The sequence below is a fragment of the Pseudooceanicola spongiae genome, assembly GCF_014899185.1.
Taxonomy (GTDB): Bacteria; Pseudomonadota; Alphaproteobacteria; order Rhodobacterales; family Rhodobacteraceae; genus Pseudooceanicola; species Pseudooceanicola spongiae.
The window spans coordinates 2,230,303-2,255,218 of record NZ_CP045201.1 but is presented as its reverse complement, the minus strand read 5'-3'; the positions used below and the strand labels follow the sequence as shown (position 1 = coordinate 2,255,218).

Genomic DNA, 24,916 nt, shown 5'->3' with positions numbered 1-24,916 from the left:
CATTGGCGCTGATTGCATTGTTCTGCTTCGCTTGACCAACGCCCCGCCCTCCGGAATGGTTTCAGCCCGTCTTGGCTTTGTTTCCCCGCGACACTGCGTTGCGAAAATCTGACAGTGAAAATGCGCCAATGACCGTGCCGGCGACAAAATAGGTCAGAGACCCGATGGCGATCAGCAGGAAAAGGGCCGGGTAGCGGATGAAATCGCTGTGCAGCCAGCCTGTCATGAGCTGCGAGACGGGCCACAAGACGGCGCCCATGACAGCCGAGGCCAGTATGATCCGCCAGTTCCGCTTGTGAAACCTGTCATCGAAACGCGCGATATCGCCCATCTGCCGGGTGCCGCGCACCAGCAGGACGACCATCACCCACGCCGCGACTGTGGTCGCCAGCGCTGCGGCGATCCAGCCGATGACCGGGGCGAGCCCGATGGCCAGCACGGCATTGGCGATCATTGCGACAATGGCATAGTTGAACGGGCTGCGGGTGTTTTCGCGGGCGAAATAGATCGGTTGCAGCACTTTTTGCAGCACGAACGCGGGCAGGCCCGCGCCATAAACCGCAACCGCCAAGGCAATGGCTCGGCTGTCTTCGGGACGTGCTGCGCCGCGCTCAAACAGCACCGAGACGATCGGCAGTGGGATGACAACCAGCGCGACCGCACAGGGCACAGTCAGGGCCAGAGCGATCTCTCCGGCGCGGGACAGGGCATTGCGCGAGCCGTCAATGTCATTGGCCCTGAGGCGGCGGGACAGATCCGGAAGCAGCACAACGCTGATCGCAATCCCGACCACGCCAAGCGGCAGCTGATAGAGACGATCGGCGGTGAAAAGCCAGCCAACAGCGCGATCAAAATAGCTCGCAACCTGCTGGCCGACCAGCAGGTTCAGCTGCACCACGCCACCGGCCATGGCCGCAGGGATGGCAACGCGGATCAGCCGGCGCATGTCCTTTGACATCCGTGGTCGCACGTAGCGCACCGGCATCCCCGCCTTGCGAGCTGCCAGAAAGAGCAGCATGAACTGCGCGACCCCGGCGACCGGGACCGACCACACAAGCATCCGACCGACATCATAACCGAGGTATCCCGCCAGCAGCAGGGCCCCGACCAGCAGGATGTTCAGCACCACAGGCGCTGCTGCGGATTCTGTAAAGCGCCCGGCGGCATTCAGCACGCCCGACAGCAGAGCCGCCAGCGAGATGAACAGGATATAGGGGAAGGTGATCCGCCCGAATTCAACGGCGAGAGAGAATTGCTCCTGCCCTTTGAAGCCCGACGCCAGCGCCAGGATAAGCCATGGCATCGCGGCCTGGGCGATCAGGGTCAGCACGATCAGAATTGTTGCCAGACCGGCAAAGGCCTGGTTCATGAAATCGGTCGCGTCTTCCCCTGCTTCCAGCTTTTTGGAAAAAATCGGCACGAAAGCCATGTTGAACGCGCCTTCAGCGAAGAAACGCCTGAACATGTTTGGCAGTCGGAAGGCGACGATGAAGGCCTCGTACACCGGGCCTGTGCCGATTGTTCCGAGAAGGATGATATCCCGGGCGAGCCCCAGAACCCGGCTCAGCAGGGTCCAGAGTCCAACGGTGAAGATACCCGAAGCCAGTCGGATGGGTGTCAAGATCGTGCCCTTTCCTGGCCCGCGTCGATCGCGGCGCGCAGCTTGGCTTCCAGGGATTTTTGCTTGCTTTCGGAATAGAGCTTCAGCCCGAACATGTCTTTCACATAAAATGTATCCACGACCTGCTCTCCGTATGTGGCAATCACGGCGCTGGCAAGCTGGACATGTGCGGCGGCAAGAGTCCGCGTAAGGTCGTGCAGCAGACCGGGGCGGTCCCGGGTGTCGACCTCGATGATCGTGTAGATCTCGGAGCCCTCATTATCGAAGGCGATGGAGGTCGTGACACGGAAGGCGCGTTCACGTTTCTTGATCTTGTCGCGGTCCTGCATGGCGTCGCGCGCCACGACCTCGCCCTTCAGCGTCTTGTTGATCATCTGGGTCAGGCGGGGCAGGCGGCTGCGCTCATACGGGTGGCCCTCGGAATCCTGCACCCAGAAGGCGGCGGTGGCATAGCCGTCCTTGGCCGTATAGGTGCGCGCATCGACCACGTTGGCCCCGACAAGGGCGAGTGCGCCCGAGAGGCGGGCGAAGATACCGGGGTGATCGGCCATGGCGAAGAGGGCGCGCGTGGCATCGCGATCCTCGTCCATATGCAGATCGATACGGATTTCGTCGACAGGCAGATCGCGCAGCATCTCGGCAAAGGTGACATGCGTCGTGACATGCAGCCCCTGCCAGTAGGGCGGGTAGTGGCGGCGCATCTCGCGGTCGATATCGGCCTTGGACCAGCCGGTCAGCTCTTTGCGCAGGTTGCTTTTCGCCTCGCGGCCGCGGTGGGTGCGGTTCAGCTCCTCCAGCCCGGTTTCCATGGCGCGGCGGGTCTGGCGGTAGAGCGCGCGCAGCAGCGCGGCCTTCCAGTTGTTCCACGTGCCGGGACCGACGCCGCGAATATCGCAGACGGTCAGCACGGTCAGCAGGTCCAGCCGTTCGCGCGTGCGCACGGCCTTGGCGAAATCACGCACGGTGCGCGGATCGGCGATGTCGCGTTTCTGCGCCATGTCCGACATCAGCAGGTGATAGCGCACCAGCCATTCCACCGTGTCGCATTCATCCGGCGTCAGCCCGAGGCGCGGCGCCACCTTGCGGGCGATCTTAGCACCGAGAACCGAGTGGTCCTCCTCGCGCCCCTTGCCGATGTCATGCAGCAGCAGCGCCACGTAAAGCACCCGCCGGTTTACCCCCTCCTTGAGGATGGTCGAGGCGACAGGCAGCTCCTCCTCCAGATCGCCATGTTCGATCAGGGCGAGGTGTCGGATGCACTGGATCGTATGTTCGTCCACCGTGTAGTGGTGGTACATGTTGAACTGCATCATCGCGACGATGGGTTCGAATTCGGGGATGAAGGCGGCCAGCAGGCCCAGCTCGTTCATCCGGCGCAGGGCGCGTTCGGGGTTGCCGTGTTTCAGCAGCGTCCCGAGGAAGATCTTCGCTGCCTCGGGATCTTCGCGCATCCCGTCGTCGATCAGCTTGAGGTTGGTGTGCATGGAGCGCAACACGTTGGGGTGCACCAGCATGCCGGTGCGCAGCGCCTCGTCAAAGATGCGCAACATGTTGATTTTGTCAGCAAAAAAGGCGGCCTCATCGACCACGTCGAGGCGGTTGTTGACGACACGGTAGGTGGCACCGATCTTGGGGCGGCGACGGAACACGCGGTCGATCATCGGGCCGTTCTTGATGTGGGCCGCTTCCATCTGGGTCAGGAAGATGCGCGTCAGCTCTCCGACAGATGTGGCATAGCGGAAATAGGCCTGCATGAAGTGTTCGACCCCGCGCAGCCCGCCCTTGTCCTTGTAGCCCATGGCCTCGGCGACCTGGACCTGCATGTCGAAGGTCAGCTGCTCCAGCGGGCGATCCGCGAGCAGGTGCATGTGGCAGCGCACGGCCCAAAGGAAGTCCTCGGCCTTGAGGAACATCTCGTATTCTTCCTGGCGGAACACGCCGAGGCGCACCAGTTCCGCTGTCGATTGCACCCCGTGGACATATTTGCCGATCCAGTAGAGCGATTGCAGGTCACGCAGCCCGCCTTTGCCCTCTTTCACGTTTGGTTCAACGACATAGCGCTGACCGCCCTGCTTGAGGTGACGTTGCAGGCGTTCCTTCAGCTTGGCTTCGATGAACTCTTTCTCGGTGCCCTTGAACAGCTCGGACCAGAGGCGCTTGTTCAGCTCTTTGAGCAGAGCCTGGTCCCCCGCAAGATAGCGGTTTTCCATCATCGCCGTGCGGATGGTGTAATCTTCGGCCCCCAGCCTGAGGCATTCCTTGATGGTCCGGCTGGAATGGCCGACCTTCAGGTGCAGATCCCAAAGGATATAGAGCATGTTCTCGATCAGCGTTTCCAGACTGGCCGAGATCTTGGTCTTGGCCAGAAACAGCAGGTCGACGTCGGAATAGGGCGCCATTTCACCGCGCCCATAGCCGCCCACGGCACAGACCGCGAAATTGCCCAGAGACTTGCGCTCCTTCTCGGGCAGGGTCTGCATCGCATGATCCAGCACAGCATGGATGATGCAATCCGTCAGATAGGTGTAGGCGCGCGTGGTGCGCCGGGCCTCGAAAGGATGCGCCTGGAATGCAGCGGCAATCACGGCCGCGCCCTTGGTGCGGGCGGTGTTCAGAACGGCCACGATCCTGGGTCGCATATCGTCATCGCCGCCAGCCTCTCGGGCGGCGGCGATGTCTTGCGCGAGTTGGGCGGGATCAATGATTTCCACTGCCGGACGAATCAGATCGTCCGGCAGGTCCAGGGTTTGTGTCATATCGCGTCCGATTGAGGGGGCTGGCGTCGTTTCAGAAGCCGAACCCGGAGAAGCTGCGCGGAGCAGGGTCGATCACGATGACTTGCTTGTTGCGAATGGTTGCAATCGCAAGGCCGCGTTCGTTCGTGCCGTCCGACAGCAGGCGGAACACGCCACCGACCCCTTGGAAGCCCGACTTCTGCGTCAGGGCCGAGGCGGTCAGAGCATTGCTCTTGCCGCGACTGACAAGGGCACCGATCGCCGCGATCCCGTCAAAGGCAAGGCTGCCGATGGGGTGCGGGTCCGTGCCATAGGCCGCACGATAGCGTCCGATGAACTGAGCCGAGAGGTTGGGATCAGGCAGCGCAAACCAGCCCCCCTGAACGCCCGGCAGCTCAAGCGTCTGGCGCGGGATGTCCCAGCGGGTCAGGCCGATGAATTGCGTCGTCTGGGCCGAAATCCCCTGTTCGGGCAGCATCTGGGTGAACAAAGGCAGCGCGCCTGCGGTATTCGCCGTGAGGAAAATCGCATCCGCCTTGCCACCGCCGGCCGCCGCTTTTACGGCGGGAATGGCCGCGACAACGCCTTGCTGCGAGAACTCATAAGGCACGTTGGCGGCGATCGTCGCCCCATTGCGGCTGGCGGCGGTCTGAATGGCGGAGGCACTTGCCTCGCCCTCAGCCGTCTGGCCACTGACGATGACGATGCGCGATTTGCCTTGCGAAACGGCGAATGCAGTCAGCCGGTCCGCCGTGTTCTGGAAGGTTGGCCCGAGGATAAAGACGTTGCCCCCGGCGATGTTGGGGTTGTTGGAGAAGGCCAGCACGTTGACGCCACGCGCGGCGGCGATACGGCCCGCAGCATTGGCGTTTGCGGCATAAACCGGCCCGAGGATGATCTTGGCACCGTCGTCGATAGCCTTGGTGGTGACCGTCGCCGTGACGCCGGGATCGCCGGCCGTGTCATAGACCCGAAGGTCGATTTTCACGCCATTCAGCTCAGATGCGGCAAGGCGCGCGGCATTTTCCAGGCTCGCTGCAAGGATCGCATCGCCAGAATTGGCCGACCCGCGCGGCACCAGCAGCGCCACGGGAACAGGTTGCGAGGTATCCAGCGAAGGCCCTGTGCCGCCGCCGCTCATCGCCATGGGTTCACAGGCGGCCAGCAGGCCAAGCGCAGGAAGAGCCAGCACAAGGCGGCGACGGGTAAGGGCTTTGGTCAGGCCGTCGGTTTTCGACAGAGCCTGCGCCAGGGTGTGGCCGGTGATCGCCTTGCGGGCGGCGCTCAAAAGAGCGAACATAGGGTTCTCCTCGCTTCGGGTTGCCGACGTCTGCCAGTCTTGGCACCGTTCGGCGGGACTTCGATATCCAGAAAATATAAACGCATCGTTCAAAGGGTCCAGAGATGAATGCCGAAAGAACGAAACTCTCCGCCGGTCTATATCTTGTCGCGGTGCCAATTGGTACTGCCCGAGACATAACATTGCGCGCGCTGGATATTCTGGCGAGCGCGGATGTGCTTGCCGCTGAGGATACCCGCTCGCTCAGGCGGTTGATGGACATTCACGGCATCGCTGTCGGCGATCGCCCGCTGCTGGCCTATCACGATCACAACGGGGGCCGGATGCGGCCACGGCTGATGCAGGACATCGCCGATGGCAAGTCCGTGGCCTATGCTTCGGAGGCCGGGACGCCACTAATTGCCGACCCGGGCTATGATCTGGCGCTGGATGTGCGCAACGCCGGGCATGGCGTTGTTGCGGCCCCCGGGCCCTCGGCCGTGATCACGGCGCTGACGCTTGGCGGCTTGCCCACCGACCGCTTCCATTTCGCCGGTTTTCTGCCGAACACTGCAGGGGCCCGCAAATCCTTCCTGCTGGAGCTGAAGGACATTCAGGCGACACTGGTGCTCTACGAATCCCCCAATCGGGTGGCGGCGGCCCTTGATGCGGCGGCGGAAATCCTCGGGCCGGATCGGCCGGCGGCGCTGTGCCGTGAACTGACCAAAAAGTTTGAGGAAATCCGGCGCGGTACGCTGTCCGAAGTGGCTCAAAGCTGTTGTGACACCCCGCCGCGTGGCGAGATTGTTCTGCTGATCGGGCGGCCAAATTCGTCAAACGTTAGTGATCAGGATCTAGAATCACAGCTGAAAGCGGCTTTGGGGCGTGCAACCGTGCGCGATGCGGCTGACGAGGTCGCAGCTCAGTTCGGTCTGCCGAGGCGTAAGGTCTATCAGATGGCTCTCAAAATGGGGAAAGACGACGCATGACTGCGGTGGCAAAGCAGGGGGGCACGGCGCAGTCGCATCGCGGCAAGCGCGCCTATCTCTCTGGCCTTGCAGCCGAAGACATCGTCGAACGTCACTACATCGCATTGGGATGCAGCGTTGAAACCCGGCGCTGGCGCGGCGGCGGGGCCGAGATTGACCTGATCTTTCGCGACGGCGACAGGCTGCTGTTTGTCGAGGTGAAGGCCGGTGCAACCTTTGACGACGCAGCTCAGCGCATCGGCTGGCCCCAGATCCACCGCATCATGAAGGCGGCTGAAGTGTTTGCGGCGCAGCAGGCGCTCGCGGCAACAGATCCGCTGCCTGAAATGCGCATCGACGCGGCGCTGGTGGACGGGCAGGGCATGGTCCAGATCATCGAGAATGTCAGCATGGCCGGTTGAGCGCCATTGCACACCGCCGCCGGATCGGCCATCAACTGAGGCCACACGACTTTTCAGGAGGCCCCGATCATGAAGATCGCCTTTCAGATGGATCCGATCGGCCCCATCAACATCAATGCCGACAGCACTTTCCGCATCGCCGAAGAAGCGCAGGCGCGCGGGCATGAGCTGTTTTACTACACCCCCGACAAGCTGAGCTACCGCGAAGGCCGCGTCATGGCGCGCGGTCAGTCCCTGCAGGTGCAGCGTGTTCAGGGTGACCACGCCATCCTCGGGCCGATGGAGGACGTCGATCTGAGTGATTTCGATGTCGTCTGGCTGCGTCAGGATCCGCCGTTCGACATGTTCTACATCACCACCACCCACCTGCTGGATCGCATTCACCCCAAGACTTTGGTGGTTAATGATCCCTTCTGGGTCCGCAACTTTCCCGAAAAGCTGCTGGTGCTGAACTTCCCCGACCTGACCCCGCCGACCACCATCGCGCGCGATTTGGCGGCCATCCGGGCGTTCAAGGACAAGCATGGCGATGTCATCCTCAAGCCGCTTTATGGCAATGGCGGTGCGGGCGTGTTCCGGCTGGTCGAGGATGATCGCAACCTGTCATCCCTGCATGAGCTGTTCACCGGCTTTTCGCGCGAACCCTTGATCGTGCAGAAATACCTGCCCGCGGTGTCCAAGGGCGACAAGCGGGTCATTCTGGTCGACGGCGAACCCGTCGGTGCGATCAACCGCGTGCCGGCTGAGGGCGAGACGCGTTCGAACATGCACGTTGGTGGCCGCCCGGAAAAGGTCGCCCTGACCGAGCGGGATCTTGAAATCTGCGCCCGCATCGGGCCGGTGCTGAAGGAAAAGGGCCAGGTCTTCGTCGGCATCGACGTGATCGGTGACTACCTGACCGAGATCAACGTGACCTCGCCCACCGGCATTCAGGAGCTTGAGCGGTTTGACGGTGTTAACATCGCCGAAAAGATCTGGATCGCGATCGAGGCGAAACGCGCCTAGCCACCCATCCCGGCGATACGATAGCTCAGCGCCTCGGCGATGTGATCACGGCGCAGATCCGCGCTGTCTTCCAGATCGGCGATGGTGCGGGCGACGCGCAGGATGCGGTGATAGCCGCGCGCGGACAGCTTGAAGCGGTCCGCCGCCAGCAGCAACAGGTCGCGCCCCTCAGCATCGGGCGCGGCCACCTCCTCCAGCAGCGTGCCCTCGATATCGGCATTCAGCGCCACCCCCTCCACCCCGTCATAGCGTTCCGCCTGCCGCGCCCGCGCCGCCGTGACACGGTCGCGCACCGTTTGCGACGTGTCGCCAGAGGCGGGCATATCCAGATCACGGTGTGCCACGGCCGGGATCTCGATCCGCAGATCGAAGCGATCCAGCATCGGCCCCGAGATCCGGGCGAGGTATTTTTCGCTGCACTTTGGGGCCTGCGAACACGCCCGGTTGGCATCACTCAAATGGCCGCAGCGGCAGGGATTGGCGGCAGCCACCATCAGAAACCGGCAGGGATAGCGCACATGGGCATTGGCGCGCGAGACCATGACCTCGCCGCTTTCCATCGGCTGGCGCAGCGTCTCCAGCACGCCGGGCGCGAATTCGGGCAGCTCATCCATGAACAGCACGCCATTATGCGCAAGGCTGATTTCACCCGGCTGCGCGGCGCGGCCACCGCCGACGATCGCCGCCTTGGAGGCCGTGTGGTGGGGTTGCTGAAACGGTCTGTTGCGACAGATGCCGCCGCCTTTCAGCAAGCCCGAGACCGAATGAACCATAGAGGTTTCAAGGGCTTCCATTGGTGTCAGGTCCGGCAGCAACCCCGGCATCCGTGACGCCAGCATCGACTTGCCCGCGCCGGGCGCACCGATCATCAGCAGGTGGTGACGACCGGCCGCCGCGATCTCAAGCACCCGTTTCGCCCGCTCCTGTCCTTTGACTTCCCGCAGATCCCGGCCGTCGACGCGGGGTGGCAGGGTGCCGGCAGCGGCGGGCGGGATCGGCGACGCCCCGGTCAGATGCCGCACCAGTTCCGCAAGGCTGCGCGCGCCGATGACTCTCGTGGCCTCGACCCAGGCGGCCTCGGGCGCACTGTCTTCCGCGCAGAGCAACCCGCGCCCCTCCTCTGCGGCACAAAAGGCAGCGGGCAAGGCGCCCGCGACCGGCACGAGCTTGCCGTCCAGCGACAGCTCGCCCATCGAGATATTCTCCTCCGCCACGTCAGCGGGGATCACCTTCAACGCCGCGAGGATCGCCAGAGCGATCGGCAGGTCATAGTGGCTGCCCGCCTTCGGCATGTCCGCCGGAGACAGGTTGATGGTGATGCGCTGCGAGGGCAGGGCAATCCGCATTGCCGACAATGCCGCCCGAACCCGTTCGCGCGATTCCGAAACGGTCTTGTCCGGCAGCCCGACGATCGAGAACCCGGGAATCCCCGGCGCCATGGCGCATTGCACCTCGACCGGGGCGGCCTCGGCGCCGTGAAAGGCAATCGTATAGGTCCGCAGCATCTTCCACCCCCGTCTTCAGCCGGATCCGCGCCCGGTTGAACATGGTTAACGGCAGAGGTCTTACGCGTTGGTTAACGCTTTAGGGGCGCAGCAGAGCCATTGCTGCGGGCCAGGCCTCGGCATCGTTCACCGTCTTGTCGCGGCAGGTCGGGTTGCAGAAACCGATGATCTCCCCGTCGATCTCGGCAAGGTCGGTGACCGGATCGCCGGAATAGGGACAGGCAGTGTTGATCGGTGTGCCACGGGGGATCGCACGGGCTGGCAGAGGCGCCGGGCCGGGCCAATCCGCCGTCGGCAGGTCCATCGCATAGGGCACCGGGTCGTAGGATTTCGTCAGCCCGAGCGCACGCCAGCGACGAAAGGCCGGATCGCTCAGCGTGGTCTCGACATAGGCACTGACAGGGGCCGGGACACTCAGGCGATACCCTGCAATGCGGGCGGCGACAGGGGCATAGAAGGCATCGGCAATCGAATAGGTTCCGAACAGCCAGGGCCCTTCAACTGTGCGCTTCGCCTTGGCGTGCTGGAAAAGCTCAGCAATACGGTCGAGATCCGCCTGCACGGCTGAGGAGACCTCAAACCCCTGATATTGATGCAGCAATTGCATCGGACAGGCACTGCGCAAGGCCCCGAACCCCGCATGCATTTCCGAGGTGAGCCATCTGGCCGTGGCGCGTGCGCTGCGATCCTCGGGCCACATCCCGGCGTTGGGGTGACGCTCGGCCAAGGTCTCGGCCATGGCGAGGGTTTCACCGACCACGTCGCCGTCGGGCGTACGCATCACCGGGACCAGTCGCGCGGGGGCCAGAGGGGCCAGATCACGCGCAAAGGCGCCGCCATAAAGGTCCAGAAGATGCGTTTTGACGGGCAGGCCGAAGTGTTCGAACATCAGCCAGCCACGCAGCGACCAACTGGAGAAACTGCGATCGCCGATAAACAGCTCATAGGTCATCTGGCATCCCCTCTTGGTGTTTCCGAGCTCAGGTTAGGGCTGCCCCATCATCAAGAGAAATGATATTTATTGCGCTGGTTCGTCACGGAACGTGATTGATAAAACGTAGCATTTCGCCCTCCGGCGTCACGTCGATCTGAGTGACGGACAGGTTGTCGATCTTGTGCGCCAGAACCTCAGCCGGCCGTTTGCCCGAGACGCGCGCGACCTGCGACAGGATGACGGCAAAATGCGCGACAACGATCAGGTCGCCGCCCTCCGCGGCCAGATCTGACAGGGCCGCACTGGCGCGCGCTTCCATCTCGTGCCAGCTTTCGCCGCCGGGCGCCGCGCAGTCGCCCGGCTCGGTCCAGAAGGCGCGCGACAGGTCCGGGTGGCTCTTGTCGATCTCGGCAAAGGGCTTCAGTTCCCAATCGCCGAAGTGGATTTCGCGCAGACCGGGGACGTCGGGCAGGCGGTTTCGATACGGAGTCTGCAGTACGTCCGCCGTCGCCCGGGTTCGGGTCAGGTCCGACGAGACAAGCCGCGCGCGTTCCGGCAGAAAGTCTGACAGGGCTTCGATCCGGGCCAGGTCAGACAGATCGGCGGGCAGATCCGACCATCCGACCATCGCCTTGGAATGGGTCGGCCCATGGCGGACCAGAAAAATCCGGGTCTGGGAAGGGGAGCTCATGGCAGGGTGCCTTTCAGGACATTCGGCAGGCCCGCGATCACCTGCACCACGCAGTCCGCCTGCCGGGCCAGTGCGATATTCAGACGCCCCTGCGCCTCACGGAACTGCCGGGCGAGGGCGTTGTCCGGCACGATCCCCTGACCAACCTCGTTGGTGACGGTGACGACTGCAGCGGGGCAGGCGGCAATGGCGCTGAGCAGATCTGCCTGCGCAGTGGCCATATCCGAACCCGCGAAGAGGTGGTTGCTCAGCCACATTGTCGCACAGTCGAACAGCACGGGCCGCGAGTCCTCGGCGGCGAGTTCGGGTGCCAGATCCAGTGGAGCCTCGATCACCTGCCAGCCCTCGCCACGCCGTTCGGCATGGCGCTTGATCTTGTCGCGCATCTCGTCATCGAAACTTTCTGCACTTGCGATGTAGCGCCATTTTGGCCCAAGGGAATACACCATTTCCTCAGCAAATTCTGATTTTCCCGAGGCAGCGCCCCCTAGGATCAGCACCTTGATGCCTGACATTTTTTTGCTCCCGGATGAAACCGAACCTGTGTGTCGCGCGTATAGCTCATGAGTGTTGCAAATCAAATGGCGCCGTCCGGGGCCTTAAGCTGTACCAAAGAATTTTAAGACAGGGGATTATGATGGCTTTCGCGGAACCTTCCAACAGCACATTTACCCGCACCGCCATGAAGGCGGAACTACTTGATGCGGATACGGAATTGGCTCTGGCCTATGCCTGGCGCGATGATCGCAACACCGATGCGCTGCATCGGCTGGTAACGGCCTACATGCGCCTCGCGATCTCGATGGCCGGCAAGTACCGCCGCTACGGGGCGCCGATGAACGATCTGATTCAGGAAGCGGGTCTCGGCCTGATGAAAGCCGCCGACAAGTTCGACCCAGACCGGGGTGTCCGTTTTTCCACTTATGCTGTCTGGTGGATCAAGGCGTCGATCCAGGACTATGTGATGCGCAACTGGTCGATGGTGCGCACCGGATCCACCTCTTCGCAAAAATCGCTGTTCTTCAACATGCGCCGCGTGCAGGCCCGGCTTGAGCGTGAGGCTCTGGGGCGCGGCGAGGAACTCGACGGCCACCAGCTGCGCCAGATGATTGCCACCGAAGTCGGCGTTCCCCTGCGCGATGTCGAGATGATGGAGGGACGTCTTTCTGGTTCCGACTATTCCCTGAACGCCACGCAATCGAGCGATGATGAGGGCCGTGAGTGGATCGAGACGCTGGAAGATGACAGCGCCGGGGCCGCCGAAACTGTCGCGGACGATCACGACCGTCTGGCTCTGCGTCACTGGCTGGTCGGGGCGATGTCTGCCCTCAACGACCGCGAGCGCCTGATCGTGCGCGAACGGAAACTGCGCGACGATCCCCGGACGCTGGAGAGCCTCGGCTCTGAGCTCGGCCTGTCAAAAGAACGTGTGCGCCAGCTTGAGGCCGCCGCCTTTACCAAGATGCGCAAGACCTTGCAGGCAAGCGGTGCCGAGGCCGAAGCCCTGCTGCACTGACACGGCCCCTGCTTGTGCCTGCGCCCCGGCCCCTCTAGTCTCGCCGTGAATTCGGACGTGACAAGAGGGGCGGCGGCAATGCTGGCAGGGAAACGGATCTTGCTGATCATCAGCGGAGGCATTGCGGCGTTCAAGGCGCCGCATCTGATACGCCTTCTGAAGGCCCGCGGCGCCTCGGTCACCCCTGTCCTGACCGAGGCCGCACGACAGTTCGTGACGCCCCTCACCATCTCCGCCCTCGCAGGGGAAAAGGTCTACACGGACCTCTTCGATCTGACAGGCGAGGCCGAGATGGGGCATATCCAGCTCTCTCGCGTGGCTGACCTTGTTGTCGTCGCCCCTGCCACTGCCAACCTGATGGGCAAGATGGCGCAGGGGCTTTGCGATGACCTCGCCTCGACCCTGCTGCTGGCCACCGACACCCCGGTTATGGTCGCCCCGGCGATGAACGTGCGCATGTGGCTGCATCCGGCGATGCAGCGCAACACGGCGCAGTTGCGCGCCGATGGTATCCTTTTCACCGGCCCGGATGATGGCGACATGGCCTGTGGTGAACACGGCCCCGGCCGCATGGCGGAACCCGAAGAAATCCTTGCGGCGATTGAGCGTTTCTTCACCAAGGGTCCGCTCAGCAGTAAGCGCATCCTCGTCACCTCCGGCCCGACGCATGAACCCATTGATCCGGTGCGATATATCGCCAACCGCTCCTCTGGTGCGCAGGGCACGGCGATTGCCCGCGCCCTTGCGGCCCTCGGGGCTGAGGTGGTTTTCGTCACCGGCCCCGCCGATGTGCCCCCACCCGACGGCGTGCAGGTGGTGCGGGTCGAGACCGCGCAACAGATGCTTCAAGCGGTTGAAGCCGCCTTGCCCGTTGATGCCGCCGTCTTTGCCGCAGCCGTCGCCGATTGGCGCGTGGCCTCGGCCAGCGGCTCCAAGATCAAGAAGCAGAACGGCGCCCTGCCAGTGCTGGAGTTTGCCGAGAACCCCGATATCCTCGCCCAAGTCTCACAGATGGCGAGTGGCCGCCCTAGCCTTGTCGTTGGCTTCGCGGCTGAGACGGACGACGTCATCGCCCATGCCACCGCCAAGCGGCAGCGCAAGGGCTGTGATTGGATCCTCGCCAACGACGTCAGCCCGGCGACCGGCATCATGGGCGGAACCGAGAACGCCGTGGTGCTGATTTCCGACGCCGGAGCGGATGAGTGGCCGAGGATGAGCAAATCCGAGGTTGCCACGCGCCTTGCGGACCGGATCGCAACCGCGCTGACAGCATGAGACCCCGCACGCCGAGAGGGCATAGATAAAATGCAAAGCATTCCGATCCGCATCCTGTGGGACGATGGCGCCGATCAAAGCCTTGGCCTGCCCGCCTATGAAAGTGCCGGTGCCGCCGGTGCCGATCTGCGCGCCAACCTGCCGGACCGGGGCCAGATCACCCTTGCTTCCGGGGCGCGGGCGCTGATCCCAACCGGCCTGCGCATGGCGATCCCTGAGGGCTATGAGGTGCAATTGCGCCCGCGCTCCGGCCTCGCGCTGAAGTTCGGCATCACGCTGCCCAATGCGCCGGGTACCATCGACAGCGACTACCGTGGCCCCCTCGGGGTCATCCTGCTGAACGCGGGGACCGAGGCGTTCACCATCACCCACGGAGACCGCATCGCCCAGATGCTGGTCGCGCCGGTGCTGCAGGCGCGTTTCGACGTGGTCTCGTCGCTCGACGACACGGCGCGCGGATCTGGCGGCTTCGGCTCGACCGGACAGGTGTGATGGGCTGGCTTCTGCTCCTTGCCCTCGGACTGTGGTTCGGCGGCGCGCGGTTGGGTGCCTCGGTGCGGGCGCGCGCCACGGTTCTGGGCGTGCTCTACGCCGCGATCGTGGCGGGGCAATTCGCGCTGCCACAGGGCAACCCGGTGCGTATCGCGCTCGGCGGCGGCCCGGCGCCGTGGCTGATGCTGGGCGCCGTGATCGCTCTGGTGCTGCTCTATCGCAAGGGCCTCTCCGCCCTGCGCACCCGCGCTGAACCTGCGCAACCCGACACACCTGCGCCGCTTTTTTCCGACAGTGAGCTGAACCGCTATGCCCGCCATATCGTGCTGCGCGAACTCGGCGGGCCGGGGCAGAAGGCGCTGAAGCAGGCGAAAGTGCTGGTGATCGGGGCAGGGGGCCTCGGCTCGCCCGCGCTGCTCTACCTCGCGGCGGCGGGCGTCGGCACCATCGGGGTGATCGATGACGACAGTGTCGACAACTCCAACCTGCAGCGGCAGGTGATTCACCGCGACGCCGATATCGACACGCCCAAGGTCCACTCCGCCGCGCGCGCCATGCGGGCACAGAACCCCTTCGTCACCGTGCTGCCCTACCAACGCCGTCTGAGCGCCGAAATCGCCGCCGATCTCTTTGCCGAATACGACGTGATCCTCGACGGCACTGACAATTTCGACACCCGCTACCTGGCCAATCGCGGCGCCGTTGCGGCGGGCAAACCGCTGATCTCCGGCGCCCTGTCGCAGTGGGAGGGGCAGCTGTCGGTCTTTTCTCCGCGCCGCGGCGCCCCATGTTATGAGTGTATCTTCCCCACGGCCCCCGCGCCCGGCCTCGCGCCCTCCTGCTCCGAAGCGGGCGTGCTGTCGCCGCTTCCGGGCGTGCTCGGCAGCATGATGGCGGTCGAGGCGGTCAAGTTGATCACCGGTGCCGGTGCGCCGCTGCTGGGCGAGATGCTGATATATGACGCGCTCTGGGGGGAAACCCGCAAGATTGCGATGAAACCGCGCCCGGACTGCCCTGTCTGCGGCGCCCTCCACGAGGTGACACAATGACCAATCCGCTGCTCAGCGACTGGACCACCCCCTTCGAGATGCCGCCCTTCGACCAGATCAGCGACGAGGATTTCGCCCCCGCGCTTGAGATTGCGCTCGCCGATCACGCCGCCGAAATCGCCGCCATCGCCGACAATGCCGAGGCGCCAACCTTCGCCAATACCATCCTCGCCTACGAGGCCTCTGGCGAGAACCTCAGCAAGGTCCTGTCGCCGTTCTACGCCCTGGCCGGCGCCGACAGCACCCCCGCGCGTGAGGCGCTGCAACGCGATTTCTCTCCGAAACTCTCGGCGCATTTCTCCGACATCCACGCCAACAAGGCGTTGTTCGGCCGCATTGCCGACCTTTGGGAGCGCCGCGACAGCCTCGGCCTCGACGCCGATCAGGCGCGCATCCTGTTTCTGGCGCATCGGGGTTTCGTGCGCTCCGGTGCCGCGCTTGAGGGCGATCAGGCCACGCGGATGAAGGCGATCATGGGCCGTCTCGCGCAGCTTGGCACCCAGTTCACCCAGAACCTGCTTGCGGACGAACGCACATGGTTCATGGAGCTGAGCGAGGATCAGCTGGGCGGCCTGCCGACCTTCCTGATCAACGCCGCCCGCGCCGCCGGGCAGCAACGCGACAAGGGCCCGGTAATCACCCTGTCCCGCTCGCTGATCGTGCCGTTCCTGCAATTCTCGACCGACCGCGCCCTGCGCGAAAAGGCCTATGCCGCATGGACCGCCCGCGGCGAAATGGGGGGCGAGACCGACAACCGCGCCGCCGTGACCGAGATCCTGTCGTTGCGCGACGAACGCGCCAAGCTTCTCGGCTATGAAACCTTCGCCGCCTACAAGCTGGAAACCGAGATGGCGGGCACCCCCGACAAGGTGCGCGAGCTGCTGATGCAGGTCTGGACCCCGGCCCGCGCGGCGGCGCTGGAGGATCAGGCCGCCATGCAGGTAATGCTGGCGGATGACGGCTACAACGGGGCCTTCAAGCCCTGGGACTGGCGCTACTACGCGGAAAAACGCCGCAAGGCGCTGCATGACATCGACGAGACGGCGCTGAAACCCTACCTGCAACTCGACCGCATGATCGAAGCCGCCTTCGACTGTGCGCATCGTCTCTTCGGGTTGGAGTTCAAACCGGTCGAGGTCGCGAACTACCACCCCGATTGCCGCACGTGGGAGGTGACGCGCAACGGCAAACACATCGCGCTGTTCATCGGCGACTACTTCGCGCGCGGCTCCAAACGCTCCGGCGCGTGGTGCTCGGCCATGCGCAGCCAGTCGCGGCTCCCGAAAGTGCAGGCGCCCATCGTCATCAACGTCTGCAACTTCTCCAAACCGGCCAAGGGTGAACCGGCGCTGCTGTCCTACGACGATGCGCGCACGCTGTTTCACGAATTCGGCCACGCCCTGCACCAGATGCTGTCGGACGTAACGTTTGAGCGGGTCTCGGGCACCTCCGTCAGCCGCGATTTCGTCGAACTGCCCAGCCAGCTTTACGAGCATTGGCTGGAAGTCCCCGAAGTGCTGCAGAGCTTCGCCACCCACGCCGAAACCGGCGAGGCGATGCCCGAGGAGATGCTTCAGAAGGTCCTCGGTGCCGCGACCTTCGACATGGGCTTTCAGACGGTGGAATACATTGCCTCCGCCCTCGTCGATCTGGAGTTCCACGACGGCGCTGCCCCTACCGATCCGATGGCCCGTCAGGCCGAAATCCTCAATGGCCTCGGCATGCCCGACGCGATCAACATGCGCCATGCCACACCGCATTTCGCCCATGTCTTCTCGGGCGACGGCTACAGCTCCGGCTACTACAGCTACATGTGGTCCGAAGTGATGGACGCCGACGCCTTCGCCGCTTTCGAGGAAAAAGGCGATGCCTTCGATCCCGAAACGGCCCGCGCGCTGGAGGAGAACGTCCTCTCCAAAGGCGGCTCAGTCGAGGCGGATGTCCTCTACAAGCGGTTCCGCGGCCGGATGCCCGGTGTCGAGGCCCTTCTCAAGGGACGCGGCTTGGCGGCCCGCTGAGACAGCACCTGACCGATATGCAAAAGGGGGCCCCGGGGCCCCCTTTTTCCTGCACTGGTCTCAGTTCGCAACCTGCTCGCGAAGAATGGCCCCGGTCAGCGAGATCATCAGGTAGACCCCTGAAAGTACCAGCAAAACCAGCAGCGTATTCTCAAAAGCACGCGGATAGCTCGGGTCTTGCGGGGCGACGGGGCGCACCGAGGTCGTCAGATAGCGCACCTGCCGGTTTGCCTCCATCTCGGTCTGTTTTTCGTTCTGCAGGGCGGATTGCAGGAACAGATCTGCCGTGCTCAGATCCGCCTGTGCCAGCTGGACCTGCGCCGTCTTGGCCGCCAGTGAGGTGTCGTTGGTCTGCGTCTGCGTCATCCTGTTGTTCAGGTCCGCCAGCAGAGTTTGCAACCGGTCGATATCTGCCTGCGTCCCTTTCACCCGGGCTTCGTTCGGTCGGCTGTTATCGTTCAACGCCGCGATCTGCAGCTGCTTTTCCTGCAACTGCACCTCGTAACCGGCAATCTGGCTGCGCAGGGTGCCGATGACGGCCTCGGGGTCGACGATCGTGCCTTCTTGCAGCTCTACCAGCTTTTCCTGAGCGTCCCGGCGATCCGCTTTGGCCCGCTCCAGCCCCTCGCGGGCTGATCGGACGGCATCTTCGCGTTTGCGCCGCGACAGCTCATCCACGCGGTCCTCGGCATAGGTGATCAGGTGTGTCGAGAACTCCGTCGCCAACTGAGGGTCTGCGGCAATCGCCTCCATCTTGATGACGCCCTCGGTGGGGTCATAGCCGATCTTGACGTATTTCCGATAAACGCTGTAGGCGGCCTCGTTCGACGGATCGGGTGCCATGCGCTGAATGGGGTCGAGGTGAGGGTCGCTGAAATGGCTTTTGAACCCAACATCCTGATCAAGACGCAGCATCGCATCCTTCGATTGCAGATAGGATTGTACGGCGATGGAATCCTGATTGGTGGCAAATTGCGTGCCCGAAAACAGCCCTCCCAGACTGCCGCCCGCTGAGGCATCGGCCTGCAGGATCAGGAATTCCGACTTGACCGAGTACATCGGCGTCGCGACGCGGAAATAGTAATAGCCCGCCAGCAAGGTCGGCAGGAACACGAAGAATGACAGGCGCGTCAGCAGCTGCACCATCTTGCGCCGCCGCCGTCGGGCGATGTCGCGCTGGATGCGCGTGATCTCGCGCTCACGCCGCGCCAGCGCACTCTCTCCCGTGGCGGGCGGCACTGTCTCTGGCACGTTCGTGCCCTTGTCCTGCTGGATCAGCGCGGTCTTGTCCGCGGCCTCGATCACCTCCAGCATCGTGCCGGTTGCGAAGGGATCCTGCCCAAGCGCGCGCAACTGGCGCACGGCATCGTAATCCGACCGGGTCGTCAGCCCTTGCTGTTCGGCCAGACGGCGCGCGATGCGCAACTGCTGCCGTGTCAGGCCTTCGCGGCGCACGGATTTCAGAGCGGCCGCCACCGCGGCGGCGTCCTCTTCATGCGGGGTGTCGTCAGGATGGCCAAGGGCCGCACCCGGGGTTGGGTCGTCTTCCAGCAGATAGCGGCTGGCCTCAGCGTGGTCAGGACCGGCCACGCTCTCGCCCGGCGCCGGATTTGCGTCGCCAGTGTCCCGCCTGTCGGACGTCCTAGCCTTGGGATCCGTAGTCATACATCTGCTTCGCTTCTTCCAGGGTGTCGAACATATACAGACTGCCATCGCGCAAGACCGCGGCCTCTCTGGCGAATTTGGCCAGGGTTTTGGCCTGATGCGACACGATCACGATTGTCGTCGTTTCAAGGCGTTCGCGCAAAATCTCTCCCGCCTTGCGGTTGAATTCGACGTCGGTCGAGTTCGGCATGCCCTCGTCGATCAGGTACATGTCGAAATCCAGCGCCAGCATCAGCGCGAAACTGAAGCGCGCCCGCATCCCCGAGGAATAGGTGCCCAGAGGCTGATCAAAATATTCCCCCAACCCGCAGAGCCAGCGGCAGAACGCCTCGACGTAATCCGGGTCCAGCCCATAAAGCCTTGCGATGTAACGCGAATTCTCCATAGCCGTATGTTTGCTGATGACCCCGCCCATAAAGCCCAGTGGAAAGGAAATCCGGCAATCCTTGCGAATTTCGCCCTCGTCGGGTTTTTCCAGACCGGCCATCATGTTGATCAGCGTCGTCTTGCCGGTGCCATTGGGCGCCAGGATCCCGAGCGAGCGTCCCAGCTCCACCCGAAAGGACACGCGGTCCAGGATCACCTTGCGATGGCTGCCCGTCCAGAACGATTTGCTGACATTCTCGAATTCGAGCATGGGGGCCTTGCACTCGTCTAACCACTCTCCTTGACGGAGGAATACTGGGAAACCGTCAGGTCACAGACCTCAGTATGCCGGATTTCATCTGTTCCTGGCAATCTTGCCCGTATAAAAGATGACGGGTCGTTAAAAAACCGGCAGAAACTCTGCCGGTTTTGTCATTTTTCAGGTGCGACGGCGCGCGGGCCTCAGATCAGGCGTCGACCTTTTGCACCCGCAACATCTGTCCCGCGATCAGGGCCACAGCGGCGGCGGCAAAGCTGAAAAGCGCCCCCATCTTCGCCGCGTCCTGCACGGGCCCCGCATCAAACGCCACCGAGGCGATGAACAGCGAGACGGTAAAGCCGATCGCCGCGACGCAGCCGACCACGAACAGATCCGCCGTGCGCATCCCCTGCGGCAAGCCCAGCCGCAAAACATGCGCCCCGATGGCCCCGAACAGGAACACCCCGATCGGTTTGCCCAGCAGCAGGCCGAACATCACCAGCCACGTCGGCTCTGAAATCGCGTTGAACTCGACCCCTGCGTTCATCAGCCCGAAGAAGAACAGCACGATCTCGACCGGGTGTTTCAGCACATGCTCGATATGGTTCAGCAGGTCGGTCAGATATTGCTCGGCTTCGCTGAAGAACCCGAAGGCGCGGTCGGCATGCGGGATCGTCGGCACGATGGGCAGCAGGCCAAGGGCTGGGTGAATGCCGGCCCGCATGAAGCCGTACCAACTGAGGCAGGCAGCCACCGCGTAGGGCCAGAGCCCCAGCTTTTCCCGCACCCAGGAGGAATTCGGGCGGTCCGGTTTCTGGCGGTCCAGGCGGCGGGGCAGGGCGTTGAACAGCACGAACACCGCGGCTGCGGCCGCAAGCGACAGAAACAACCACTCCGGAGCCAGATCGCCAGAGGGGTAGAAGATCGCAAGAATGATCAGCCCGGCTGCGTCATCGGCAATCGCCAGCAGCAGCAGGAACCGCACCGCCGGGTGACCTGCGCCAAACACCATGCGCCCCACGAGGTAGGAAAACGCGATATCCGTCGCCGTCGGAATGGCCCAGCCATTGGCCACGGCGTCGAAGGTGGTCGAGCCGAACACCATCGCCAGCCCGAGGTACACCGTCACCGGCCCCAGCATCCCGCCGAGCGTCGCGATCAGCGGGGTCGCCGCCTTGCGCCCACGCAGCGAGCCCTCTTTCAGGATCACGGCCTCCCAGACCTCTTTCGCGGCGATCGCAAAGAAGAAGGCCATCAGCATGTCGTTGATCAGATAGTGAAAGGTCAGCACGCGCTGCCCCTCGTGCAGCTCACCCACCGGGGCGTTGTCCCAGATCACCCAATGGACGAAATGGTGATAGCCTTCGGGGTCGAAATTTGCCCAGACAATCGCGATCACCGCCCCGATGATCAGCAAGAGCGAATAATTCGTAACGAAATTCCAGACGCGATACATGCCGTCTTCCCCCGTTTTCATTTGTGGTTACTGGCGGGTTAAGGGAATTCTTGCGGCAAGGGAAGTCTGCCCGAGCCGCGCTGTCCCGGCCTGCCGTGCTCCGTCCCGCATATGCCGCAAATTGACGCCACGTCGCCGCGCCCCCACATATCCCCCATGAGCGATCCCTTTGCCGATATCCGCGCCTGCCGCCTCTGTGCCACGCGCTTTGCCGCGACCCGAACGCGCCACCAGCCCGCCCCCGTGGTCTGGCTGGACCCAGCCGCGCGCATCCTGATCGCAGGGCAGGCGCCCGGCCTTCAGGCGCATGAAAAACAGCGCCCCTTCGACGACCGCTCCGGGGATCGTCTGCGCGACTGGATGGGGGTCAGCCGGGATGACTTCTACGACCTGCAGCGCATGGCGTTCCTGCCCTCGGCCTTCTGCTTTCCCGGTTACGACGCCAAGGGGTCGGACCTGCCGCCGCCCAAGATCTGCGCCGAGACATGGCACGCAGGCGTCATGCAGCAGCTGCCGAACCTGCGCCTGCGCCTGCTGATCGGGGGCTACGCGCAGGCCATCCACCTTGGCACCCGCACACCCATGACGCAGACCGTTGCAGGCTGGCGCGATCATTTGCCCGGCACGATCCCCTTGCCTCATCCGTCCTGGCGCAATACGGCATGGCTGCGCCGCAATCCGTGGTTCGAGACAGACCTCCTCCCGGTGCTGCGCGCCGAAGTCCGAAAGGCAATGACATGTCCGACCTGACCCATGACCACCCCGATATCACCGCGCTCGACGCCGCCCATGCCGCGATGGAGGCCGCGCCCGACGATGACAACGTCCGCCTGCGCTTCTACGAACGCCTCGCCGATAGCGAGCTGTTTCTGCTGCTGAGCGCCGAGGCCGATGGCGGCAATGCCAGCCCCGAGATGTTCCCGGTCGAGGACGTGCAGTTCGTGCTGCTGTTCGACCGCGAGGAACGCCTCTCGGCCTTCACCGGTCGCCCCTCGCCCTACGCGGCGCTGTCGGGGCGCACCATCGTCGATCAGCTGGCCGGGCAGGGCGTCGGCCTTGCGGTCAACCTCGAGACCCCCTCCGCCATCCTGATCCCGCCCGAGGCCGTCGACTGGCTGCGCGACACCGTCGCCCACGCCCCGGACGAGGTTGAGGCGCAGATTGCCGCCTTCCACCCGCCGCACGGCCTGCCGGAATATCTGATCACCGCCATCGACGCCAAGCTCGCCACCGCCACCGGCCTTGCCGATTGCGCCTTTCTGGCCGGCACTGAGGATGATCAGGGCCGCCGCAGCCATATGCTCGCCTTCATCGACGCCGTGCCGGGGGCCGAGCCGTCGCTGGCCAAGGCCGCCTCCGAGGCGCTGACATTCTCCGGCGTCGAGGCCGGGCAGATGGACGTCGGCTTCTTCGCCGCGACCGACCGCCACGCGGCCTCCCTCGCGCGGGTTGGGTTGCGCTTTGACCTGCCCGCAGCCGAAGAGGCACAGGAGATCACCCATGTCGCCCCCGGCTCGGACCCGAATAAACCGCCGATCCTGCGCTGAGGCTCGGCGACCCTGCGCCGGGGCAGGGTCGACTGCCCTTGACGCGGTGCCGCCCCGGCTCCACCTTCCGCCCCAGCCCAGAAGAAAAAGCAGGACAACAGCTTGAGCAGATCCGCCCCCCCCTTCGCCCCGTTCGAGTGGATGATTGCCTGGCGCTACCTGCGCGCCCGCCGCGCCGAGGGTGGCGTCTCCGTCATGACCTGGATTTCGCTGATCGGCATCGCCCTCGCGGTCTTTGCACTGATCGCCACCCTGTCGGTGCGCGCTGGTTTCCGGGCTGAGTTCGTCGACACGATCCTTGGCGCCAATGCCCATGTCACGGTCTATTCGGCAGGCGATGTGAACGGCAACGGCCAGCTCGACCGTTCGATCCCCGACTATACCGAGATGGCCCAGCGGATCGCGGCCGTCCCCGGTGTCAGTCGCGCAGCCCCCCTGATCAAGGGGCAGGTCATGGCGACGATGAACGGGCGCAACGCTGGCGTCGAGATCTTTGGCATCGCCCCGGCCGACCTCGACAGCATCCCGCGCATTGCCCAGCCGCTCGACTCCATGGGCGATATCGCCAACTTCAGCTCCGGCGTCGCCATCGGCTCTGGCGTGGCGCGCGAACTCGGCCTTGTCCCCGGTGACCGGATCAAGCTGATTTCGCCCGACGGTGTGAAAACCGCCTTCGGCACCTCGCCCCGCGTCGGCACCTATGACGTGAGCTATATCTTCACCGCCGGGCGCTATGACATCGACCGCACCCGAGTCTACATGCCCTTCACCGAGGCGCAGTCCTACTTCAACCGCGAAGGCGCCGCGGACGAGATCGAGGTGATGCTCGATGATCCCGAAGCGGTGGATGACGTCGTTCCCGCCATCCTCAGCGCTGCCGGGGACAACGCCATGGCCTGGACCTGGCGCGATGCCTCGGGCAGTTTCCTGCGGGCCCTGACGGTCGAGGACAACGTCATGTTCATCATCATGTCGATCCTCGTGCTGATCGCGGCGATGAACATCGTCTCGGGGCTGATCATGCTGGTCAAGAACAAGGGCCGCGACATCGGCATCCTGCGCACCATGGGCCTGACCGAAGGCTCGATCCTGCGCGTCTTCTTCATCTGCGGCGCCTTCACCGGCATCATCGGCACTCTGGTGGGGCTGGTGCTTGGCGTGGTCTTCACGGTCTACATCGACCCGATTTTCGCCGTGGTGAACTATGTCTCGGGCGGCGGCGTCTGGGACCCGTCGGTGCGCGGCCTCTACGCGCTGCCGGCCAAGCTGCAATGGCATGATGTCCTCTCGGCCGTGTCGCTTTCGCTGATCCTGTCCTTCGGGGTCACCATCTTTCCGGCCCGCCGCGCGGCCCGGATGAACCCGGTCGAGGCCCTGCGCTATGAATGATGTTGAAAACTCCGCCCCCGTGCTGGAGCTGCGCGACCTCTGCAAGGGCTACAACCCCGGCAAGCCGAACGAGATCACGGTGCTGCGCAATGTCTCGCTGAGCGTGCAGCGCGGCGAGGTCGTCGCCCTCGTCGCGCCCTCGGGTGCCGGTAAATCGACGCTGCTGCATATCGCGGGCCTGCTGGATCAGCCCGACACCGGCACGGTGCGCATCGGCGGCGAGGAGATGTCCGGCCTCTCGGATCGTCGCCGCACCGCCGTGCGCCGTGACAAGGTCGGCTTTATCTACCAGTTCCACCACCTGCTGCCCGAATTCACCGCTGCCGAGAATATCGTCCTGCCGCAACTCGCCGCCGGAACCCCCCGCAAAGAGGCGCAGGAGCGCGCCGAGGATCTGCTGGCCCGCGTCGGCCTCTCGGCCCGCACCACCCACCGCCCCGCCGCCATGTCGGGCGGCGAACAGCAGCGCGTCGCTTTTTGCCGCGCGCTGGCCAATGGTCCGGCGCTGCTGCTGGCGGATGAACCGACCGGCAACCTCGACCCGACGACCTCGGATACGGTGTTCGATGCGTTGATGGCGCTGGTGCGCGACACCGGCCTCTCGGCCCTGATCGCCACGCACAACCTTGCCCTTGCCGCCCGGATGGACCGGACCCTGCGTCTGGACACAGGCACCCTCAGCGAGGGGTAAGATACAAAGAGGGGGCCGCTTGGGCCCCCTCAT

General features: G+C 64.1%; 22 protein-coding genes. 12 read left to right on the top strand and 10 right to left on the bottom strand.

The annotated features are described in order from the left end of the window. Nucleotides 1-61: 61 nt before the first annotated feature. Genes murJ through F3W81_RS10675 form a run of 3 tightly spaced genes read right to left on the bottom strand, consistent with a single transcriptional unit; the run spans nucleotide 62 to nucleotide 5,656 of the window. A complete protein-coding gene (murJ, locus tag F3W81_RS10685; protein ID WP_193079156.1) occupies nucleotides 62-1,621 on the bottom strand; it encodes a murein biosynthesis integral membrane protein MurJ in 1,560 nt (519 codons plus the stop codon). Beyond that, complete coding sequence (locus F3W81_RS10680; RefSeq protein WP_193079155.1) at nucleotides 1,618-4,377, bottom strand: [protein-PII] uridylyltransferase; 2,760 nt, start codon at nucleotides 4,375-4,377, stop codon at nucleotides 1,618-1,620. The genes murJ and F3W81_RS10680 overlap by 4 nt, the downstream gene beginning before the upstream one ends. Nucleotides 4,378-4,408: 31 nt before the next feature. Next, nucleotides 4,409-5,656 carry a penicillin-binding protein activator gene (locus F3W81_RS10675; RefSeq protein WP_193079154.1) on the bottom strand — a complete coding sequence of 416 codons (1,248 nt, stop codon included), beginning with the start codon at nucleotides 5,654-5,656 and terminating at the stop codon, nucleotides 4,409-4,411. Nucleotides 5,657-5,760: 104 nt separating this feature from the next. Here F3W81_RS10675 and rsmI point away from each other — a divergent pair, with 104 nt between their 5' ends. From rsmI to gshB, 3 genes are all read left to right on the top strand, one after another. Then, nucleotides 5,761-6,624: a 16S rRNA (cytidine(1402)-2'-O)-methyltransferase gene (gene rsmI / locus F3W81_RS10670; protein ID WP_193079153.1), complete on the top strand. Its 864-nt coding sequence runs from the start codon at nucleotides 5,761-5,763 to the stop codon at nucleotides 6,622-6,624. Then, complete coding sequence (locus F3W81_RS10665) at nucleotides 6,621-7,025, top strand: YraN family protein (RefSeq protein WP_193079152.1); 405 nt, start codon at nucleotides 6,621-6,623, stop codon at nucleotides 7,023-7,025. Before rsmI ends, F3W81_RS10665 begins: the two co-directional genes overlap by 4 nt. Nucleotides 7,026-7,094: 69 nt before the next feature. After that, nucleotides 7,095-8,030, top strand: coding sequence for a glutathione synthase (gene gshB / locus F3W81_RS10660; RefSeq protein ID WP_193079151.1), 936 nt, complete (start codon nucleotides 7,095-7,097; stop codon nucleotides 8,028-8,030). Here gshB and F3W81_RS10655 read toward each other — a convergent pair. The 4 genes from F3W81_RS10655 to cobU form a co-directional block, all read right to left on the bottom strand. Further along, nucleotides 8,027-9,535, bottom strand: a complete 1,509-nt coding sequence (locus F3W81_RS10655) for a YifB family Mg chelatase-like AAA ATPase (RefSeq protein ID WP_193079150.1) — start codon at nucleotides 9,533-9,535, stop codon at nucleotides 8,027-8,029. The genes gshB and F3W81_RS10655 overlap by 4 nt on opposite strands. A gap of 79 nt (nucleotides 9,536-9,614) precedes the next feature. Further along, nucleotides 9,615-10,487 carry a glutathione S-transferase gene (locus F3W81_RS10650; RefSeq protein ID WP_193079149.1) on the bottom strand — a complete coding sequence of 291 codons (873 nt, stop codon included), beginning with the start codon at nucleotides 10,485-10,487 and terminating at the stop codon, nucleotides 9,615-9,617. Between the two features lie 82 nt (nucleotides 10,488-10,569). Beyond that, entirely contained in the window at nucleotides 10,570-11,160 is a 591-nt protein-coding gene (locus tag F3W81_RS10645; RefSeq protein WP_193079148.1) for a histidine phosphatase family protein, read from the bottom strand. Next, entirely contained in the window at nucleotides 11,157-11,675 is a 519-nt protein-coding gene (gene cobU / locus F3W81_RS10640) for a bifunctional adenosylcobinamide kinase/adenosylcobinamide-phosphate guanylyltransferase (protein WP_193079147.1), read from the bottom strand. Before cobU ends, F3W81_RS10645 begins: the two co-directional genes overlap by 4 nt. Before the next feature lie 122 nt (nucleotides 11,676-11,797). On the opposite strand from cobU, the gene F3W81_RS10635 reads away from it, so the two are divergent. The 5 genes from F3W81_RS10635 (at nucleotide 11,798) to F3W81_RS10615 (ending at nucleotide 17,510) form a co-directional block, all read left to right on the top strand. Then, on the top strand, nucleotides 11,798-12,676 hold the full coding sequence (locus F3W81_RS10635) for an RNA polymerase factor sigma-32 (protein WP_193079146.1): 879 nt from the start codon (nucleotides 11,798-11,800) through the stop codon (nucleotides 12,674-12,676). Between the two features lie 78 nt (nucleotides 12,677-12,754). Further along, nucleotides 12,755-13,951 carry a bifunctional phosphopantothenoylcysteine decarboxylase/phosphopantothenate--cysteine ligase CoaBC gene (gene coaBC, locus F3W81_RS10630; protein ID WP_193079145.1) on the top strand — a complete coding sequence of 399 codons (1,197 nt, stop codon included), beginning with the start codon at nucleotides 12,755-12,757 and terminating at the stop codon, nucleotides 13,949-13,951. Nucleotides 13,952-13,981: 30 nt separating this feature from the next. Next, on the top strand, nucleotides 13,982-14,443 hold the full coding sequence (dut, locus tag F3W81_RS10625; RefSeq protein WP_193079144.1) for a dUTP diphosphatase: 462 nt from the start codon (nucleotides 13,982-13,984) through the stop codon (nucleotides 14,441-14,443). Then, nucleotides 14,443-15,492 (top strand): HesA/MoeB/ThiF family protein, encoded by a 1,050-nt coding sequence (locus F3W81_RS10620; RefSeq protein WP_193079143.1) that lies wholly within the window; start codon nucleotides 14,443-14,445, stop codon nucleotides 15,490-15,492. The genes dut and F3W81_RS10620 overlap by 1 nt, the downstream gene beginning before the upstream one ends. After that, on the top strand, nucleotides 15,489-17,510 hold the full coding sequence (locus tag F3W81_RS10615) for a M3 family metallopeptidase (protein ID WP_193079142.1): 2,022 nt from the start codon (nucleotides 15,489-15,491) through the stop codon (nucleotides 17,508-17,510). Before F3W81_RS10620 ends, F3W81_RS10615 begins: the two co-directional genes overlap by 4 nt. Nucleotides 17,511-17,570: 60 nt before the next feature. On the opposite strand, the gene F3W81_RS10610 is transcribed toward F3W81_RS10615, so the two are convergent. The 3 genes from F3W81_RS10610 to F3W81_RS10600 all read right to left on the bottom strand — a co-directional run bounded on the left by F3W81_RS10610 (nucleotide 17,571) and on the right by F3W81_RS10600 (nucleotide 21,256). Beyond that, complete coding sequence (locus F3W81_RS10610; RefSeq protein ID WP_193079141.1) at nucleotides 17,571-19,175, bottom strand: capsule biosynthesis protein; 1,605 nt, start codon at nucleotides 19,173-19,175, stop codon at nucleotides 17,571-17,573. Beyond that, nucleotides 19,153-19,812, bottom strand: coding sequence for an ABC transporter ATP-binding protein (locus F3W81_RS10605; protein ID WP_193079140.1), 660 nt, complete (start codon nucleotides 19,810-19,812; stop codon nucleotides 19,153-19,155). The genes F3W81_RS10610 and F3W81_RS10605 overlap by 23 nt, the downstream gene beginning before the upstream one ends. Nucleotides 19,813-20,008: 196 nt before the next feature. Next, nucleotides 20,009-21,256, bottom strand: a complete 1,248-nt coding sequence (locus F3W81_RS10600) for a Na+/H+ antiporter NhaA (protein ID WP_193083798.1) — start codon at nucleotides 21,254-21,256, stop codon at nucleotides 20,009-20,011. Nucleotides 21,257-21,412: 156 nt separating this feature from the next. Here F3W81_RS10600 and F3W81_RS10595 point away from each other — a divergent pair, with 156 nt between their 5' ends. The 4 genes from F3W81_RS10595 to F3W81_RS10580 all read left to right on the top strand — a co-directional run bounded on the left by F3W81_RS10595 (nucleotide 21,413) and on the right by F3W81_RS10580 (nucleotide 24,883). Further along, nucleotides 21,413-22,006: a uracil-DNA glycosylase family protein gene (locus tag F3W81_RS10595; RefSeq protein WP_193079139.1), complete on the top strand. Its 594-nt coding sequence runs from the start codon at nucleotides 21,413-21,415 to the stop codon at nucleotides 22,004-22,006. Then, entirely contained in the window at nucleotides 21,994-22,803 is an 810-nt protein-coding gene (locus tag F3W81_RS10590; RefSeq protein ID WP_193079138.1) for an SseB family protein, read from the top strand. The genes F3W81_RS10595 and F3W81_RS10590 overlap by 13 nt, the downstream gene beginning before the upstream one ends. Nucleotides 22,804-22,944: 141 nt before the next feature. Beyond that, the gene (locus F3W81_RS10585) at nucleotides 22,945-24,192 is read left to right on the top strand and encodes a lipoprotein-releasing ABC transporter permease subunit (RefSeq protein WP_193083796.1); all 1,248 of its coding nucleotides are present in this window, start codon (nucleotides 22,945-22,947) and stop codon (nucleotides 24,190-24,192) included. Then, nucleotides 24,185-24,883, top strand: coding sequence for an ABC transporter ATP-binding protein (locus F3W81_RS10580; protein WP_193079137.1), 699 nt, complete (start codon nucleotides 24,185-24,187; stop codon nucleotides 24,881-24,883). Before F3W81_RS10585 ends, F3W81_RS10580 begins: the two co-directional genes overlap by 8 nt. Nucleotides 24,884-24,916 lie beyond the last annotated feature (33 nt).

Coding starts and splice junctions, on each gene's coding strand:
- F3W81_RS10675 (WP_193079154.1), bottom strand. CDS start 5,656: ATGTTCGCTCTTTTGAGCGCCGCCCGCAAGGCGATCACCGGCCACACC.
- F3W81_RS10580 (WP_193079137.1), top strand. CDS start 24,185: ATGAATGATGTTGAAAACTCCGCCCCCGTGCTGGAGCTGCGCGACCTC.
- gshB (WP_193079151.1), top strand. CDS start 7,095: ATGAAGATCGCCTTTCAGATGGATCCGATCGGCCCCATCAACATCAAT.
- F3W81_RS10610 (WP_193079141.1), bottom strand. CDS start 19,175: ATGACTACGGATCCCAAGGCTAGGACGTCCGACAGGCGGGACACTGGC.
- F3W81_RS10650 (WP_193079149.1), bottom strand. CDS start 10,487: ATGACCTATGAGCTGTTTATCGGCGATCGCAGTTTCTCCAGTTGGTCG.
- F3W81_RS10585 (WP_193083796.1), top strand. CDS start 22,945: ATGATTGCCTGGCGCTACCTGCGCGCCCGCCGCGCCGAGGGTGGCGTC.
- F3W81_RS10655 (WP_193079150.1), bottom strand. CDS start 9,535: ATGCTGCGGACCTATACGATTGCCTTTCACGGCGCCGAGGCCGCCCCG.
- coaBC (WP_193079145.1), top strand. CDS start 12,755: ATGCTGGCAGGGAAACGGATCTTGCTGATCATCAGCGGAGGCATTGCG.
- cobU (WP_193079147.1), bottom strand. CDS start 11,675: ATGTCAGGCATCAAGGTGCTGATCCTAGGGGGCGCTGCCTCGGGAAAA.
- F3W81_RS10620 (WP_193079143.1), top strand. CDS start 14,443: ATGGGCTGGCTTCTGCTCCTTGCCCTCGGACTGTGGTTCGGCGGCGCG.
- F3W81_RS10645 (WP_193079148.1), bottom strand. CDS start 11,160: ATGAGCTCCCCTTCCCAGACCCGGATTTTTCTGGTCCGCCATGGGCCG.
- F3W81_RS10595 (WP_193079139.1), top strand. CDS start 21,413: ATGAGCGATCCCTTTGCCGATATCCGCGCCTGCCGCCTCTGTGCCACG.
- rsmI (WP_193079153.1), top strand. CDS start 5,761: ATGAATGCCGAAAGAACGAAACTCTCCGCCGGTCTATATCTTGTCGCG.
- F3W81_RS10590 (WP_193079138.1), top strand. CDS start 21,994: ATGTCCGACCTGACCCATGACCACCCCGATATCACCGCGCTCGACGCC.
- F3W81_RS10615 (WP_193079142.1), top strand. CDS start 15,489: ATGACCAATCCGCTGCTCAGCGACTGGACCACCCCCTTCGAGATGCCG.
- F3W81_RS10635 (WP_193079146.1), top strand. CDS start 11,798: ATGGCTTTCGCGGAACCTTCCAACAGCACATTTACCCGCACCGCCATG.
- F3W81_RS10600 (WP_193083798.1), bottom strand. CDS start 21,256: ATGTATCGCGTCTGGAATTTCGTTACGAATTATTCGCTCTTGCTGATC.
- F3W81_RS10605 (WP_193079140.1), bottom strand. CDS start 19,812: ATGCTCGAATTCGAGAATGTCAGCAAATCGTTCTGGACGGGCAGCCAT.
- F3W81_RS10680 (WP_193079155.1), bottom strand. CDS start 4,377: ATGACACAAACCCTGGACCTGCCGGACGATCTGATTCGTCCGGCAGTG.
- dut (WP_193079144.1), top strand. CDS start 13,982: ATGCAAAGCATTCCGATCCGCATCCTGTGGGACGATGGCGCCGATCAA.
- F3W81_RS10665 (WP_193079152.1), top strand. CDS start 6,621: ATGACTGCGGTGGCAAAGCAGGGGGGCACGGCGCAGTCGCATCGCGGC.